Below are 16,717 nucleotides of genomic sequence, written 5' to 3' on the forward strand. Positions count from 1 at the left end.
ATATATCCTTGCATTAAACCATCAAGAAAGAGTATCCCATATTCAAAGAGAAGTTTATTTGTCATAAACCACTCTCAATTCTAAGATGATAATGGGCAGCTTGCAATGGATATAGGCAATATCAACTTCAATTACCAATCTCGAGCAGTGTACAGTGCTCATCCGCAAACAAGCCGTGGTAGATTATTTCATGAAACGATGAGCGCCACACGCTCACCTTTTCAACGAGATAGAGATCGTATTATCCATTCTAATGCATTTCGACGTCTTAAACATAAAACGCAAGTGTTTATTGCTGATGAAAGCGATCATTATCGTACTCGCCTAACCCATTCCATAGAGGTCTCTCAAATTGCAAGAACATTAGCCCGTGCCCTTTGTCTTGATGAAGACCTTGCCGAAGCCATTGCCCTTGTTCACGACTTTGGACACACGCCCTTTGGCCATGCTGGAGAAGATGCGCTTAATGAAGCCATGATACATTATGGTGGCTTTGATCATAATGCACAAGCATTACGCATTGTCACAAAACTAGAACAGCGCTATGCAAATTTTGATGGACTTAACCTTACATGGGAAACCCTCGAAGGACTTGTAAAGCATAATGGTCCCCTGTTAGGTCCTCACGCGAAGAATAAAGAGGTTCCTATCGATATTTTACAATACAATGCAAAGCAAGACCTTGCACTCGATTGTTTTGCAGGACTAGAAGCGCAATGTGCTGCTATTGCAGATGATATCGCATACAATGCGCATGATATTGATGATGGTCTACGTTCGCAATTTTTAACACTCGATCAATTTGAACATGTTTCACTAACAGCAGCAATATTAAAAGATATAACAGATGAGCACCCCCATCTCGACCAAGCGCGTCGTGGTTACACACTTGTACGAAGACAAATAACAACCATGGTTGAAGATGTTATCAAACAATCACAAGAAAATTTAGCACGCATCAAACCAGCAAGCATAAACGATATTCACCAAGCAAAACAAACTATTGTCACCTTTTCACCAACAATGACTGTTTATGAAAAAGAACTAAAAAACTTTTTATTTAAAAATCTTTACTACCATGAACAAGTTCTTAGTCGTCGCAATGCAGCAAAACGCATTGTACAAAAATTATTCAATTGTTATTATGAAAAACCAAATACAATGCCTGAAAGTTGGCAGAACAAAACAGTGCACTTAAAAAATCAAGAGTTAGCACGTTTGATTGCTGACTTTCTTTCAGGCATGACAGATCACTACGCTCTACGTGAATATCACCGTTTATTTGACCATACAGATAATTTCGTCTAATGGCTTTTGGAATCATCATGGAAGCTAAATATGAATATCTTTAAAAACTTCGAAAAAAAAATTAAGAGATCAATTGAATTATCTGATATAAAAGGGAAAAATGGAGAAGATCTAGATTTATCAAAAATCACTGTTGATCCTCCGCGTGATTCCTCCCATGGTCATTTATCAACCAATGCTGCTATGGTGCTTGCAAAATCTATTGGAATCAATCCACGTGCACTTGCAGATAAAATCATAGAACTTCTTAAAAATGATTCCTCTATCGAAAATATAGATGTTGCCGGTCCTGGTTTTATAAATATAAAGCTTACAAAATTATTTTGGCAAGATGCTATAAAATCCATGCTTGAATCAGGCACTTCTTATGGTCGTATCCCAATGGGACAAGGAAAACGCGTCAATGTTGAATATGTCTCAGCAAATCCGACAGGACCAATGCACGTAGGGCACTGCCGCGGAGCGGTTGTTGGAGATGTTCTCTCCAATTTGCTGCAATTTACGGGCTATAACATTACGAAAGAATATTATATCAATGATGCTGGTCAACAAATCGAAGTCCTCGCCCACTCTGTACTATTGCGCTATCGTGAGGCTCTTGGGCAAGAAATTAATGAAATTCCAGAAGGGCTCTATCCTGGAGAATACTTGATACCATTGGGACAATCACTTGCTCAAGAGTTTGGTGACCAACTCCTCACGATGGATAAAGATGAAGCCTTATCTCTTGTGAAAGAACGTGCAATTCATGCAATGATGACCATGATTCGCGAAGATTTGGCTGCTCTTAATATTTATCATGATATCTTTTTCTCTGAGCGAATGCTTTATGCAGATAATGCACGCGCCATTCGTAACACCATCAACGACCTCACTTTAAATGGTTATATCTACAAAGGAAAACTCCCCCCTCCCAAGGGAAAAAATACAGAAGATTGGGAACCAAGTGAACAAACTTTGTTCCGTTCAACAAATGTTGGTGATGACCAAGACCGTGTTTTAGTCAAATCTGATGGTTCTTACACTTATTTTGCTGCTGATGTTGCTTATTTTCGGGATAAATTTAATCGTCATTTTGATGAAATGATTTATATTCTAGGCGCAGACCACGCTGGCTATGTAAAGCGGCTAGAGGCAATGGCAAAAGCAATTTCTGGGGATAAAGCTAAATTAAGCGTCTTCTTATGTCAGTTGGTAAAACTTTTTCGCAACGGTCATCCTGTACGCATGTCAAAAAGAGCAGGATCTTTTGTCACTCTACGCGATGTTGTCGAAGAGGTTGGGCGTGATCCTGTGCGTTTTATGATGCTATACCGTAAGTGTGAAGCACCTCTTGATTTTGATTTTGCAAAAGTAACAGAACAATCAAAAGATAACCCCATCTTTTACGTACAATATGCAAGTGCACGTTGTCACTCAGTCTTTCGTCAAGCACAGGAAGCGCTTCATATTAAAAGCTTTTCAAATGATACATTAATCGCCCATCTTCATCGATTAACAGATGACCATGAAATATTGTTAATACGCAAACTTTCTGAATATCCACGTATCATTGAACAGGCCGTCGTTCATAAGGAACCGCATCGATTAGCGTTTTATCTTTATGACCTTGCCTCCAGCTTTCACACCCATTGGAATAAAGGGAGTGAAAATCTCAATTTACGCTTTATTCAACCTGATGATAAAGAGTTATCCTTTGCAAGATTGGGGTTGATACAAGCTGTTATCAATATTTTATCATCAGGACTTACCATCATAGGAGTCGAAGCACCAATAGAAATGCATTGAAAAAGTTCTATAAATACATACAATAGGTACTCTATTGATAAACTTTTTCATGTATCCTTGCATGAGAGGGGGAAAATTTATAATTTTAATATAACAAATCAAAATCAACCATTGATTGCACGTAAGTGCAAATCACCATGTGAGAAAAGCTATGAGCGATAACGATCGCAAAAATCTACACGAAACAAAACACGATCATGAACACCATGATCCTTTGGAAAGACTTACGCGCATTTTTAATCCGCACAAACAAAGCGGAAACCAAAATGAGCAATCTTCTTTACAGACAGATCGATCAACATCTCACCCCGAAACATCATCCCATGATGATGATTTTTATTTGTCCTTTCTAGAAGAGGAACTTGAAAATAATTTAGCACATGACTTACCGTTTGATGATCAAAAAAAACAATGGGACTTGCATGCAACCAGCAACGCAACAGCCTCAGATATCGCACAAGCTGCTTCTTTCAACCATTCAAAACAAAATAATTTATCTGAAGAGAAATATTCTTCACCTAGCAGTCATGATGAAGAACAAATTTTAGATGAGCTTTCTCCATTACCAATCCCGAAGAACCAATCCCCTCAAGAGAAAACAACAGCAACCAGTGCTGATTCGTTTCATAAAAAAAGTAATCTTATTTCACAATCAGAATCAGAAAATTTCTTTTTTGATAAATCTGAAAGGCGCGAAAATAAGAAAGAGATTCCAGAATCTGTTGAACAAACCAATCGTTTTTCACAAACAAATTCACAACAGCCTAAAGCTACGAATATACAACAAACTCATGATGATAATCAAAACCTCTATGACACTCCTGTAAACCATCCCTATAAAATTTCAGCTGATCAAGAAAATTGGATCAAAAAAGATTATCCTGATGTCTCCTCTTCTACAGAGGCAAATGAGTTTTTCTCATCTTCTAACCTTATGTCAGAAAGACAAAACACTGCAAGAAATCAAACAAAAAGTACCTTCTCCTCACCTTTGGATTCTCCACCAGTTGATAGACAATCTTATTTAAAGGGGGCTTCACAAGAAGATCATACAACCAATTATCCCCATTTTTTTGAAGAAAACCCTTCACAAAAAGAAACTTATAGCGAAAAAGTTCCAATATATAATGAGGCTCAAGCCCAATACATCAATAACACCGAAAGTACCTCTAACCCAAATAGAGAAATTTCATATGATGAAAGTAATTCAGATGAGTTTCTTTCCTCATCAGCCTCTTTGAATACAAAACAAACGGATGGCTTTTTTGCCCATAACTATACGCACAGAGATACTCCCCCTCCCAATGTTGATACTTATAAATTTTCAGAGGAAATCGTAGAAAAAACTGGCCCTATTATGGTTCCAGAAGTCCCGTATGAAGCGCCAGAATATGATGTGCCAACTAGTGGTGGTTTAGAGGAAGAATTTGCTGATGTACTTAATGTAGGAAATGTCCCAACGGATAATTTTTCTCAAAAACAACAGAAAAATGAGGTTTTTAGTGAAGTTTTTCATCAGTCTATGCAAAATTCAAAAGAAGGTGTTTATATAAACTCTAAAGAACAAAATTCCGACTATTTTTCTTCTGCCAATATGGAATATAATTTTCCCCCTTTTAGCGAGAATTCATCATACACAGGCTCAGATGAAGTTCCCACGCATCCACCAGCTCCTCCTCCCTTAAAAAGTTTTATTTTTGGTAAAACTTTCATTAAAGGTATTTTTATACTTATTTTAATAGGAATTGGATTTGCTGGTTATTCGCACTTTTTTATGTCATCACAAAAAAATGAAGAAACGATCATTATCCACGCTGATAATGCGCCTTTTAAATTCAAACCAGAAACAACTGAACCGAAAAATGATGTTGCACATAATTTAGATATCTATAAGCAAACAACTGAACAAAATGAAAAACAAGAAAACACACAACAATTTCTTATTGATAACTCTGAACAACCTGAAAATTTAAAAGAATTAAATCCTGAAGAATCTTCAAACGCTTCATCTTCTTCTTTAAATGAATCTGATGTTGAAGATGCAGTCACAGAAGCCATAAACCATACTATTCCCACGCAAGAAGTACAAACTGTTATTGTAAATCAAGATGGTACAGTTACACTAGCTCCCGTACATCAAACAAAGAGCAAAACTGCTGCTCAGTCTGAAGAAAACATTGATCAAACTCCTAATGAACTTCAAGATTCCTCCCTTGTTTCGTCGCATGATTCTGATATAAACAATCAAGAAATAGATCTTGATCTCAAAAATAATATTGATAAAATAATCGCAGAAAGTACTTCTAACTCAAATATTGAAGAAAAATTTATCCCTATTCCTTCTCATGCAGAAAGAAATACACAAGTTGAAACACCCGCCGCGTCTCGCCCCACATCATCAAACAAAGTCGCAGCACAAAATTCAGAAAGTTATTACGTACAACTTGCATCTCAACCAACGCATGAGCTAGCTAGAAATTCTTTAAAAAATATGAAATCTAAGTTTGGATTCCTTATCGGTGCCCGTTCTTTAAATATTCAATCCGCTTTTATACCAGGAAAAGGTACTTATTACCGTGTTCGGATTCAAGCGCAAGACCGTAATGAAGCCATAATCCTTTGTGAATCCATTAAAAGTTCTGGTGGAAGCTGCTTCATCACACGCTAAACCAATCATGCAACGGTTTTAACAACCGTTGCATGATTTATTTCCATACCATTTAATTACTTATCAAAAACTTCAGAAATTAAAATCGTCCAATCTTTTTTATGTCTTTGTGCTGACTTTATTCCTTAATCTACGTCGATTTTCGCCCTATCTAAAAGATTATATTTATGAAAAAGTCATTCCGTACCCTTATAAGTATAAGGTACAGGAGGGAGCGAATTTAAATCTTTTTTGGGCGTTGTTACGCTTTGACTTGTTTCTGGAGTATTATAACGCGAACTATGTTCAGGAGATTTTGCAAAAAAAGATCCTAAAAAACCAAAAACAAACCAGATAATAACGATCGCAAGAAGAATAGCAAAAATACCCTTAGCGATTGAAACACGTTGTTCACTATCTCTTCTTTCTGCTGCCATACGTTCTTCATATGTGTGATAATTTTTATCAATCATAGTAGATTCCTTTTCTCAATTCCCTTACCTTTTAATTTCTAGACAATATGCATATATGAAATTATTCAGATACTTATTTTGAGAAAACGATAATTATAGAAAAAAGTTCCAGCTTACTTCATAAAGTTGAGAAAAAGAGGCGAAAGTAGAATTAAAATATCTATCATAGCCTTTGAATTCTATAATAAACCTCTTTGTGTTCTATAATAAAACATTGACACAAAGGTTTTGTTAATAATAGAGTTGTGATCAAAATATCTCATTATTTTTATTAATAAAAATGAAACATACTCAAAAGGTTTTTTTATGAAATCTCCTATATCGTCGCTTCCCTTTAAAATAGAAAAACACCCATCTCCTCTGTCAGAAGAAAAGTGTGAAGAAATTTTAAAAAGTCCCGGTTTTGGTCAATTTTTTACAGACCACATGTGTACTATTCAATGGACTGAAGACAAAGGCTGGCATAATGCCATCATTTCTCAATACAAAGCTTTAGAAATTAACCCTGCAAGTACCGTTTTACATTACGGACAGGAAATTTTTGAGGGTTTAAAAGCATATCGAGCAAAAGATGGGCGCATCTTGCTCTTCCGTCCTGATGCCAATGCACAACGCTTTATAGAATCAGCGAGGCGTTTAGCTATGCCAGAATTGCCAAAAGATATTTTTCTGGATGCCGTTCATCAATTAGTAAAAATTGATCAAAAATGGGTTTCTGATCATCCCAACGCTAGCCTCTATATCCGTCCATTTATGTTTGGCAATGAAAACTTTTTGGGAGTCCGCCCTTCTCAAGAATATCTTTTTTGTATCATAGCCTCTCCAGTTGAATCCTATTTCAAAGGAGAAGAAAAATCTGTTAGTGTATGGATTGAAACAGATTATAGCCGCGCTGGTCCAGGGGGCACAGGCGCTGCCAAATGTGGTGGAAACTATGCAGCAAGCTTACTTGCACAAAAAACTGCAACTGAAAACAATTGTAGCCAAGTACTCTTCCTTGATATGATTGAACATAAATGGATTGAAGAACTTGGTGGTATGAATGTCTGCTTTATTATGGACAATAATACACTTGTAACCCCCACACTTAATGGAACTATCCTTCCAGGGATAACTCGTGATTCAATCTTAAGATTAGCTCAACAAATGGGTTTAAAAATAGAAGAGCGTCCTTATTCTTTTGCAGCGCTTCAAGAAGATGCAAAGAGTGGACACCTTAAAGAAGTCTTTGCTTGTGGTACAGCTGCCGTTGTCACATCAATTGGTCGTTTTAAATATAAAGGGGGAGAATTTATTATTGGAAATGAAACAGTTGGAGAAGTTACAAAGCAGCTTCGTACACAATTGGTTGGCCTTCAAAAAGGGAACATAGAAGATAAAAATGGCTGGGTTCATTCTGTCCAGCTCTCATAATAATAAGATATTCTCATATCTATAAACGCTTCCATGAAAGCAGATTCATGGAAGCGTATTTCCTAAAAAACTCCCTCTATTTTTAATGACGAAAAAAGAAAACATTAATCAAATTTTGAATGATCTCTATGCTGCGCTTTAATATTACGGACTGTACCCGTATGGGAGCGCATTACGAGAGTTTCCGTTTGAATGTAACGAGATGTAAATTTAACACCAGAAAGCATATTGCCATCTGTCACCCCTGTTGCTGCAAACAAAACATCACCCTTTGCCATTTCTTCCATTGTATAAGCTTTATTGGGATCACTAATCCCCATTTTAGCTGCACGAGCAATTTTCTCTTCTGTATCTAGCAGCAAACGACCTTGCATCTGTCCTCCAATACAGCGCAAAGCAGCAGAAGCTAAAACACCTTCAGGTGCTCCCCCAATCCCCATATAGATATCAATACCTGTTTCTTCTGGATCAGTTGTATCAATAACAGCAGCAACATCTCCATCCCCAATCAAGCGAATCGATGCCCCTGTCGCTCGTACTTCATTAATTAACTTTTCATGACGAGGCCTATCCATAATACAAACAACAATCTGATTAACAGCCACTCCTTTAGCCTTCGCAAGAGCATAGATATTATCGGTAGGACAAGCATCTATGTCTACTACTCCCTTTGGATAACCAGGACCAATAGCAATTTTTTTCATATAAACATCAGGAGCATAAAGGAGATTACCTTTTTCAGCAATTGCAACTACTGCCAAAGAATTGGCAATATTTTTAGCACAAAGTGTTGTTCCCTCTAGTGGATCAAGTGCAATATCGATCGCCAATCCACTTTGAAGACCTACTTTTTCTCCAATATAAAGCATAGGCGCTTCATCCCGCTCACCTTCACCAATCACCACTGTACCATCAATAGGCAATCGATTAAGTTCCTGCCGCATTGCATCTACAGCAGCCTGATCCGCAGCTTTTTCATCGCCACGCCCGCGCCAGCGTGCAGCAGCAACAGCAGCACGTTCAGTAACACGTACCAATTCAAGCGTCAAAATACGATCAAGTCCATTTAAAATCTTCTGAGTTGTGGGCATACGAAAAAATCCTACCGAATGAATACCAGAAAAAATATGAGTCCTTATTGAATACTAAGAATAAAGTTTTTGGCAAAGATGAAAATTTTCCACAAGAGACAAAAGGACTCAAGCTTGCCTTTTTGTCATTATCAAGAAAGTTATCAATTCTCTGCCATAGGCTCAATACGAATAAATTGAGATTTTGCAACAAGATGTCCATCTTTTTCAATTTCTGCAAGTGCCTGTCGTACATTCACCTCTGTTGTTTCATGCGTAATTAAAATAATTGTTTTTTCAATTTGATCTTCTACAAAAGATCTTTGAACAATCGACTCCAATGAGATGTGATTATCAGCCATATGCCTTGCGACCGCAGCAAAAACACCAGTACGATCATGAACATTTAAACGAATAAAATACCCCCCTGCATGATGCGAAATACGTGCTTTTTTATGAGGAGCAAGTTCTAATGCTGGACGTCTTAAAACAGGTGCATACTGAAAACCAGAACGCGCTTTTGCTATATCAGCCAAATCACCAATAACGGCTGATGCTGTTGCCATTCCTCCGGCGCCAGGACCAGAAAACAGTAATTCACCTAATAAATCACTTTGAATAGAAAGAGCATTGGTTACGCCATTTATCTGTGCAATCATTGAAGATGTTGGTACCATTGTTGGATGAACGCGTTGCTCTATTCCAGAATCCGTTTTTAATGCAACCCCTAAAAGCTTAATCCGATACCCTAATTCATCAGCTGCCCGAATATCAATTTGCGAAATATTATGAATTCCTTCAACATAAACATCATCTAACGAAACAGCCGTTCCAAATGCCAAGCTTGTCAACAAAGCTAATTTATGAGCAGTATCATTTCCCTCAATATCAAAACTTGGATCTGCTTCAGCATACCCAAGTCTCTGTGCATCTGCTAAACAATCTTTAAATGAAAGGCCTTCCGTAAACATGCGTGTTAATATATAATTACAGGTTCCATTGAGAATACCGTAAATTCGGGATATGTGATTACTGACAAGTGATTCTCTCATCGCTTTGATGACAGGAATTCCACCTGCAACAGCTGCTTCAAAATGAAGAAAAACACCTTTTTTTTCTGCAATTATAGCCAGCTCTACTCCATGTCGAGCAAGAAGAGCTTTATTGGCTGTTACAACATGATGTCCTGCCTCAAGCGCTCTCTTAACAGCGGTGTACACCACATCCAATTCACCACCAATTAACTCTACAAAAACATCAATCTCATCAGAAGCAGCCAACTCCACAGGTGAATCAAACCATTTTATATCACTGAGATCAATTCCACGATTACGGCTTTTATCGCGCGCACTAACAGCAACGACTTTGATGAATCGCCCACATTGACAAGCTAAACTATTCGCTTTTTCACATAGAGCTCGAACAACTGAAGTACCAACCGTACCAAGTCCCGCAACACCAACTTTTAAAGCTTCTGCCATTATTAACCACTGATCCCTATCTTCACTGAAAAATCGTTTAAATGATGTGCCAATCAACACAAAGAGTACTTACATCCATAAGAACAAAAAAAATACCCCGCTCTATTCACTCCATGTTCTCCAATAGAATTATCCCCGCTTGTTCAATCAACATTCCTAAAAATATAATATTTATTGTCTTCAAAGATTTCAGAATCTTTATAAAATATCTAATTCAGAATGAAAATCTGTAAAACTAATAAATGCAAGTTGCCATAAAGAAAAGTTCTAAAAAATAATCAATAACAAATTAAAGAATATTGAATACTTGGTAAAAAGAATAAAAACACCCCTTCTAAATCAACAAGTATTGGACAAAAAACACTCTTTCATATGATAAATTAATAGAATAGACAAAATAAAGTAGACCAGTAAATAATAACACATTCCTTCCTACCATTCCATAGCTTGAACTATAAATCTTTAATGCACCCATATATCAAAATAGAACCTTACATTAAAGTAAAAAACAAAACTTAATATGTGCACACCATAATTCTGCAATATTATAAATATGGAGAATAAATTTGCAAAACTCGAATATTTTACCTAAACTTATCGCCACCCCTTTGAAAAACTAGCGAATTGAAATGACAAAAACCTCAATCTGCCCTTCACCCAAGCTAATTCATTTTCAAATAAATAACCTTCCAAATATGTGAGGGAACAAATGAAGGGGTTTTAATTTTAAATTTCTCACAAACATGTAAAAGTAAAGATAAGAAAAATATTTTTAATATATTCTGTAAAATTGATTTAATATTCTCATTTTCATCATACATAATATATTTATATTTTTAAAATAAAAGTAATATATAGCTTAATCCTCAAAAAACTTTTGTATGATTATTATTATTTGTTAATTTGGTAATAAATATTTGCTTTATACTTCATAAATTTATACAGTTTTTTGCTTTATGATAAGCTCAAATAAGAAATCTTCTGTATAAAGGCTCTTTCAAGCAAGTTAAATAATATTCTCATGTGCAAGAAAAGATAACAAACGATAAAATATGCAAAAAATAAACACATTTAAAATAATGTTTTGATCATTTTTGCCTACTACTCAAACTGAAAAGAAACAATCCAAACAGGAATTGCTCAAAAATTATTCAATAAAACACACTTTTTTCAAAAAAAATGACACAGAGGGCTTGCGAAGTAAAAAGATCCTCTCTATAAGCCTCATCAATGGTTTGCGCCCATCGTCTAGCGGTTAGGACATCGCCCTTTCACGGCGGAAACAGGGGTTCGATTCCCCTTGGGCGTACCATAATCCTTTTTTCTATGTTTAATACATTCATTTTATTTGTATTTTTAAAAATGAGGAATGTATAAATAAAAACGAGGAATAAGATTTTTAAAGGGATCTCTTCGTAAAAAAGATACGAGAATCATTAGATGATTAATTTCTTTGTTGCATTTTGATAGTAGTGCTTTACTGCGCACAGTTGATAACAATAAAAATCGATAAAATATAAAAACTAGAGGGTTCTAGCTCATGATACGGTAAGTTTATAAACCATATTCTTGCGTATGCCGTCAATTTTTAAATTAAAACCAGCCACATCATTTATACGTTTTTTCCAATCTTCAAAACTGAAGTTTATCCCAAACGCATTTTATATGAAGCATTTCTAATTACAGTGCCTTTGTATCACATTAAATTTTTCTATAAACAAACAGACCGTAATCTTAGAATTGAAATACGATATAAAAATAGATTCTTATTCACCTAACACAACAAATCAAGAAACTATAATTTAGAATACGATCAACTTATTAAATGGAATCTCTGATAAATAAAAATGCATAATCCCTGCCCCCAGTGATCTAACTACCTTATCTAGTAAACAGATTCTTCATCGATCATAGAATAATTATAGATTTCTAAACACATCACTTCTTTTCAAAAATTAAACCCTCCAAAAAAACTTTACACTCTATTGATAATATATTCTAAAAGCTCATATTTGAATGCTTTTTTCCCTTGTTTTTACTTTTCATTATAAACTTGAAAGTGCTATAAAGTAGTATCGCTTAAAAAAAAGGACTTCTAATGGTAAAGATCAAAGTAGAAAACCCCGTTGTTGAACTTGATGGGGATGAGATGACCCGTATCATCTGGAAATATATCAAAGATAAATTAATCCATCCCTATCTCGACATTGATCTCAAATATTATGATCTTTCCGTCGAAAATCGTGATGCAACCAATGATCAGGTAACAATCGATTCTGCCAATGCTATCAAAAAATATGGGGTTGGTATAAAATGTGCAACCATCACACCTGATGAGGCACGCGTTAAAGAATTTAACCTAAAAAAAATGTGGAAATCACCTAATGGCACAATCCGCAATATTTTAGGAGGAGTCATTTTTCGCGAACCCATTATCTGTAAAAACGTCCCTCGCATTGTTCCTAACTGGACAAAGCCAATTATCATCGGACGTCACGCTTTTGCTGATCAATACAAGGCAACAGATTTTAAATTTCCAGGAAAAGGGAAATTAAGTATTAAATTTGTAGGTGATGACAATCAAGTTATTGAACATGATGTTTTTGATGCCCCAAGCGCAGGGGTTGCTATGGCTATGTATAACCTTGATGAGTCAATTCGTGATTTTGCCCGCGCATCCTTTAATTATGGACTACAAAGGAATGTTCCAGTTTATCTTTCAACAAAAAATACCATTCTAAAAACTTACGATGGTCGTTTTAAAGATATCTTTCAAGAAATATTTGATACGGAATTTAAAACTGAATTTGAAAACCGTAAATTATATTACGAACACCGTCTTATTGATGATATGGTTGCTTCTGCATTAAAGTGGTCAGGGGGCTATGTATGGGCATGTAAAAACTATGATGGTGATGTTCAATCTGATATTGTTGCCCAAGGCTTTGGTTCTCTTGGTCTCATGACTTCTGTTCTCATGACACCTGATGGTAAAATTGTTGAAGCAGAGGCAGCACACGGCACAGTAACACGCCATTACCGTCAGCATCAAAGAGGTGAAGAAACATCAACAAATTCTATTGCATCTATTTTCGCATGGACGCGTGGGCTGGCACACCGTGCTAAACTAGACAACAATGAGAAATTAAAAAACTTTTCCACGACATTGGAAGAAGTTTGTATTAAAACCGTCGAAGAGGGTTTTATGACTAAAGATCTCGCACTTTTGATTGGTCCTAAACAAAAATGGCTTTCTACAACAGGTTTCCTCGATAAAATTGATGAGAATCTCAAAAAAGCAATGGGCAATTAAGTTATTACTTAAATTAAAATTCAAAGCTCTAAACAGAGCTTTGAATTTCTCTTGGCAAATTCAAAAAAATACCTTATAAGTAAAAAGAGGGTAAATTTTTATTAAATAGCAAAAAAACAGTGAAAAAACAAAGCTGGTCCGCGCTTTTATTAGGTAAAAATGGTCTTTGCTTTTTAACGTTTACAGGTGGTGTTGTGTTACATGCCACCAACGTTTATATTGTTATCACTATTTTACCCTCCCTTATGAATCATATTGGCAATGAGATATATTATTCTTGGGTGGCAACTGTCTTTATTACAGCTTCACTCCTTGGTACTTCACTTGCAACAAAAATATTAGGAAAATTAGGTCCTCGCAACGCTTATGTTATCTCTGGACTTATATTTACCTTAGGCACTTTCCTGTGCAGCATTTCTTCATCTATGTCATTATTTTTAATAGGACGCTTTATTCAAGGATTGGGAAGTGGTTCTTTGTTATCTCTATCCTATTCCATGGTACGTATTATTTTCAGCCCCTCTTTATGGTCACATGCATTAAGTGTTATCTCTGGAATGTGGGGAATATCAACCTTATTAGGTCCAGCGATAGGAGGAATTTCTGTATATTATGGCCTATGGAGAGCATCCTTTTGGATCATTGGCGCATTAGCTATATTCTTCTTACTCATAGCCTGTAAAATTTTACCTAAAAAGAATGAAAACTATGTTCCAACATCCCCCCTCCCTCTTCTTCAGCTTTTCATACTCACCTTATTGATTTTTATCATTTCTGTCGGAGGAGCTATGGACACAACAATGGCAAAAATTTGCGGATTAGTTATCGGACTTAGTCTTCTCTTTGTTCTAGGAAAAATCGAATCATATAGCTTTCATCCTATGTTGCCGCGCAAATCCTTTTCTTTCTCTTCTGAAATTTTTCCCGTTTACGCATTAATACTTGTTATGACAACAGTCGTGTACAGTATAGAACTTTATTTACCACTTTTTCTTCAAGAACTTCATGGACAAGCTCCCCTTATAGCCGGTTATATAGCAGCACTTATGAGCCTAGGGTGGACGTGTGGAGCCCTCTCAAGTGCTGCTGTCTCCACAAAAAAAATTCGCAACATCATTATATACTCGCCCCTATTTAAACTGTTAGGTATAGCGATTCTTTTATGGCTCATCCCAACAGAAGTTTCCACACTTGAATATATTTTTATTATTTGCTTAGCACTATTTTCTATTGGAATCAGTGCAGGCATAGCATGGCCACATTTGCTCACACGGATCTTACAATGTACAAATGATGAAGATGCTCTACGTGCCAGTGAATCCCTTACCTCCGTACAACTATTTTCAGCCGCATTGAGTGCAACTCTAGCCGGAGTTATCACCAATCTTGCCGGACTCCTTAATCCTGGAGGAACAATAGGAATGATCTTAGCAGCAAAAACTCTTCTTATAGTGCTCATTGGTTTTTTATTTTGTTTTGCTATTCCATTAGCGCTGCGCATTTCTTACTGCATATTAAAAAGTCCAACAGGACATTCCAATAATTAAATAAACATAAAAATACCTTCTTCATTAAAAAAATCAAAAGTATTAAGCATGCTTTTCCATATACCATGAGACGCAAAAAATCACTAGTCCACACAAAGTTAGAACACTTCCTAAAATAGCTGTATATTCATAACTATAGCCCAATTTTAAAACCAATGCTCCAGATTCTGCACCAAGAGCATTAGCAATATTAAAAGCAGACTGCATTAATGCTCCTGCCAAAATCTGTCCCTGTAGTGCAACATCCATAATTTTTGTTTGTATAGAAGGCATAGCAGCAAAAGAAGTCCCAGCAAAAAAGCATCCTATTGCCGCTGTTAACGGAGCATAGGACAAAAAGAAAAAAAGAAAAAAAACAAATACGCTCCAAAGCATAGAAAAAAATATCATCGGCGAAATACCAATTTTAACAGCTAACTTAGGCCCCAAGAGATTTCCTACCACCATTCCCAATCCAACTAACGGCATGATAAATGGTACCCACTCAAGTGAAACACCAGAAATATGCATTAATGTTGACTTGATATAAGTGAAAACAGAAAATAATCCTGACGCTCCCACCGAAACCATTAACAAAAGAAGCCATACCTGCTTTTGCTTTAATGCACCCATTTCGTGCAAAGGATTCGTTTTTGGAAAACTTAAATCACAAGGCAAAAAATTCCAAATAAGCAAACAACATAATAAAGCAATCATACCCACAAGGACAAAAGCAATTTGCCAACCAATAAGTTGACCAATCCAAGTAGCACTGGGTGCTCCCAAAACGGTTGCAATTGTTAAGCCAAGCATAACATATCCAACAGCTTTAGAACGTTCTTTCATTTCTACCATTGAAGAGGCAACCATAGCCGCAAGTCCAAAATAGATTCCATGGGGAAGTCCACTAAGAAAGCGTAATACGACTAATATGCTAAAATCAGAAACAAAGGCACTAGTAACATTTGCTAAGGCATAAGAAAGCATCAATCCTATCAAAACAGTTTTGCGTGACACTTGAGCTGTTGCAACAGCTAAAAGAGGTGCTCCAATCACAACTCCTAATGCATAAGCAGAAATATATTGACCAGCGATAGGAATATCAACATATGAACTTCGTGCCATCTCTGGCAGTAGCCCCATTGCAACAAACTCTGCAGTACCAATAGCAAAACTCCCCACGGCAAGGGCTAAAATTATTAAACGCCGTATTCTCGAATCAATTTCCAATGCAAGAACCTTTTGTTTATAAGAATCCCTCATATCATCACTTCTGGATAGGAGTTTTAACTGTAGATATCTGTAATACACACAAACAAAAATTCAAAACATTGTTATACGCATACCCAATAGTCCCCAATGAAGTTTTAGAAATATTTTGATATATAAAGCATTTTATGAAGTTTCAGGTAAGATTCTTTAATGAAAAACCTTTGAAACCCTCAAGGTTATAGACGTATTCACCTATTTTTCTCAGATCTGCCAGATAATAAACTTTGTCTCCTATTTTTATCAGTTCCGATTTTACAGTGAAACCTTTATTTTGCAACGATATACTATACCCTATAAATAATTCTAAAATTTGTCGAATAATGCACTTCAAACAAGTGAACCACATCTCATCATTATCTTGATACAAAGATAAAACTTCTCCCAAAATTATTGTTGCATTATTTTTGTTATCTAAATGCAGATCCT

The 16,717-nt window shown here is 36.0% G+C and carries 10 protein-coding genes and 1 tRNA gene; 7 read left to right on the forward strand and 4 right to left on the reverse strand.

All coding sequences use genetic code 11. The features are described from left to right. Positions 1–105 precede the first annotated feature (105 nt). The 3 genes from ACFIJP_RS04935 to ACFIJP_RS04945 all read left to right on the forward strand — a co-directional run bounded on the left by ACFIJP_RS04935 (position 106) and on the right by ACFIJP_RS04945 (position 5,764). On the forward strand, positions 106–1,308 hold the full coding sequence (locus ACFIJP_RS04935; protein WP_375625971.1) for a deoxyguanosinetriphosphate triphosphohydrolase: 1,203 nt from the start codon (positions 106–108) through the stop codon (positions 1,306–1,308). A gap of 30 nt (positions 1,309–1,338) precedes the next feature. After that, on the forward strand, positions 1,339–3,096 hold the full coding sequence (gene argS, locus ACFIJP_RS04940) for an arginine--tRNA ligase (protein ID WP_375625973.1): 1,758 nt from the start codon (positions 1,339–1,341) through the stop codon (positions 3,094–3,096). 151 nt (positions 3,097–3,247) lie between these two features. Next, a complete protein-coding gene (locus tag ACFIJP_RS04945; protein WP_375625975.1) occupies positions 3,248–5,764 on the forward strand; it encodes an SPOR domain-containing protein in 2,517 nt (838 codons plus the stop codon). A 176-nt stretch (positions 5,765–5,940) separates the two neighbouring features. Here the strand turns inward: ACFIJP_RS04945 and ACFIJP_RS04950 are convergent, their stop codons facing one another. Continuing rightward, complete coding sequence (locus ACFIJP_RS04950) at positions 5,941–6,216, reverse strand: hypothetical protein (RefSeq protein WP_375625976.1); 276 nt, start codon at positions 6,214–6,216, stop codon at positions 5,941–5,943. Between the two features lie 306 nt (positions 6,217–6,522). On the opposite strand from ACFIJP_RS04950, the gene ACFIJP_RS04955 reads away from it, so the two are divergent. After that, positions 6,523–7,629 carry a branched-chain amino acid aminotransferase gene (locus ACFIJP_RS04955; RefSeq protein WP_375625977.1) on the forward strand — a complete coding sequence of 369 codons (1,107 nt, stop codon included), beginning with the start codon at positions 6,523–6,525 and terminating at the stop codon, positions 7,627–7,629. Positions 7,630–7,733: 104 nt separating this feature from the next. On the opposite strand, the gene glpX is transcribed toward ACFIJP_RS04955, so the two are convergent. Continuing rightward, a complete protein-coding gene (gene glpX / locus ACFIJP_RS04960; protein ID WP_375625978.1) occupies positions 7,734–8,720 on the reverse strand; it encodes a class II fructose-bisphosphatase in 987 nt (328 codons plus the stop codon). A 143-nt stretch (positions 8,721–8,863) separates the two neighbouring features. Next, the gene (locus ACFIJP_RS04965) at positions 8,864–10,180 is read right to left on the reverse strand and encodes a homoserine dehydrogenase (RefSeq protein WP_375625979.1); all 1,317 of its coding nucleotides are present in this window, start codon (positions 10,178–10,180) and stop codon (positions 8,864–8,866) included. 1,237 nt (positions 10,181–11,417) lie between these two features. Between ACFIJP_RS04965 and ACFIJP_RS04970 the strand changes: the two genes are divergently transcribed. The 3 genes from ACFIJP_RS04970 to ACFIJP_RS04980 all read left to right on the forward strand — a co-directional run bounded on the left by ACFIJP_RS04970 (position 11,418) and on the right by ACFIJP_RS04980 (position 15,040). Further along, positions 11,418–11,492, forward strand: a tRNA-Glu gene (locus ACFIJP_RS04970). A gap of 786 nt (positions 11,493–12,278) precedes the next feature. Further along, complete coding sequence (locus ACFIJP_RS04975) at positions 12,279–13,493, forward strand: NADP-dependent isocitrate dehydrogenase (RefSeq protein ID WP_375625980.1); 1,215 nt, start codon at positions 12,279–12,281, stop codon at positions 13,491–13,493. A gap of 119 nt (positions 13,494–13,612) precedes the next feature. Further along, positions 13,613–15,040 (forward strand): MFS transporter, encoded by a 1,428-nt coding sequence (locus ACFIJP_RS04980; RefSeq protein WP_375625982.1) that lies wholly within the window; start codon positions 13,613–13,615, stop codon positions 15,038–15,040. A gap of 42 nt (positions 15,041–15,082) precedes the next feature. Here ACFIJP_RS04980 and ACFIJP_RS04985 read toward each other — a convergent pair whose 3' ends face one another. Further along, positions 15,083–16,282 (reverse strand): MFS transporter, encoded by a 1,200-nt coding sequence (locus tag ACFIJP_RS04985; RefSeq protein ID WP_375625984.1) that lies wholly within the window; start codon positions 16,280–16,282, stop codon positions 15,083–15,085. Between the last annotated feature and the right edge of the window lie 435 nt (positions 16,283–16,717).

This window comes from Bartonella sp. MU37NMGALS, assembly GCF_042194015.1.
GTDB lineage: Bacteria > Pseudomonadota > Alphaproteobacteria > Rhizobiales > Rhizobiaceae > Bartonella > Bartonella grahamii.

What these genes read in the sequence shown, in the direction of transcription:
- ACFIJP_RS04935 (WP_375625971.1), top strand. Translation starts at nt 106, where the DNA reads ATGGATATAGGCAATATCAACTTCAATTACCAATCTCGAGCAGTGTAC.
- argS (WP_375625973.1), top strand. Translation starts at nt 1,339, where the DNA reads ATGAATATCTTTAAAAACTTCGAAAAAAAAATTAAGAGATCAATTGAA.
- ACFIJP_RS04945 (WP_375625975.1), top strand. Translation starts at nt 3,248, where the DNA reads ATGAGCGATAACGATCGCAAAAATCTACACGAAACAAAACACGATCAT.
- ACFIJP_RS04950 (WP_375625976.1), bottom strand. Translation starts at nt 6,216, where the DNA reads ATGATTGATAAAAATTATCACACATATGAAGAACGTATGGCAGCAGAA.
- ACFIJP_RS04955 (WP_375625977.1), top strand. Translation starts at nt 6,523, where the DNA reads ATGAAATCTCCTATATCGTCGCTTCCCTTTAAAATAGAAAAACACCCA.
- glpX (WP_375625978.1), bottom strand. Translation starts at nt 8,720, where the DNA reads ATGCCCACAACTCAGAAGATTTTAAATGGACTTGATCGTATTTTGACG.
- ACFIJP_RS04965 (WP_375625979.1), bottom strand. Translation starts at nt 10,180, where the DNA reads ATGGCAGAAGCTTTAAAAGTTGGTGTTGCGGGACTTGGTACGGTTGGT.
- ACFIJP_RS04975 (WP_375625980.1), top strand. Translation starts at nt 12,279, where the DNA reads ATGGTAAAGATCAAAGTAGAAAACCCCGTTGTTGAACTTGATGGGGAT.
- ACFIJP_RS04985 (WP_375625984.1), bottom strand. Translation starts at nt 16,282, where the DNA reads ATGAGGGATTCTTATAAACAAAAGGTTCTTGCATTGGAAATTGATTCG.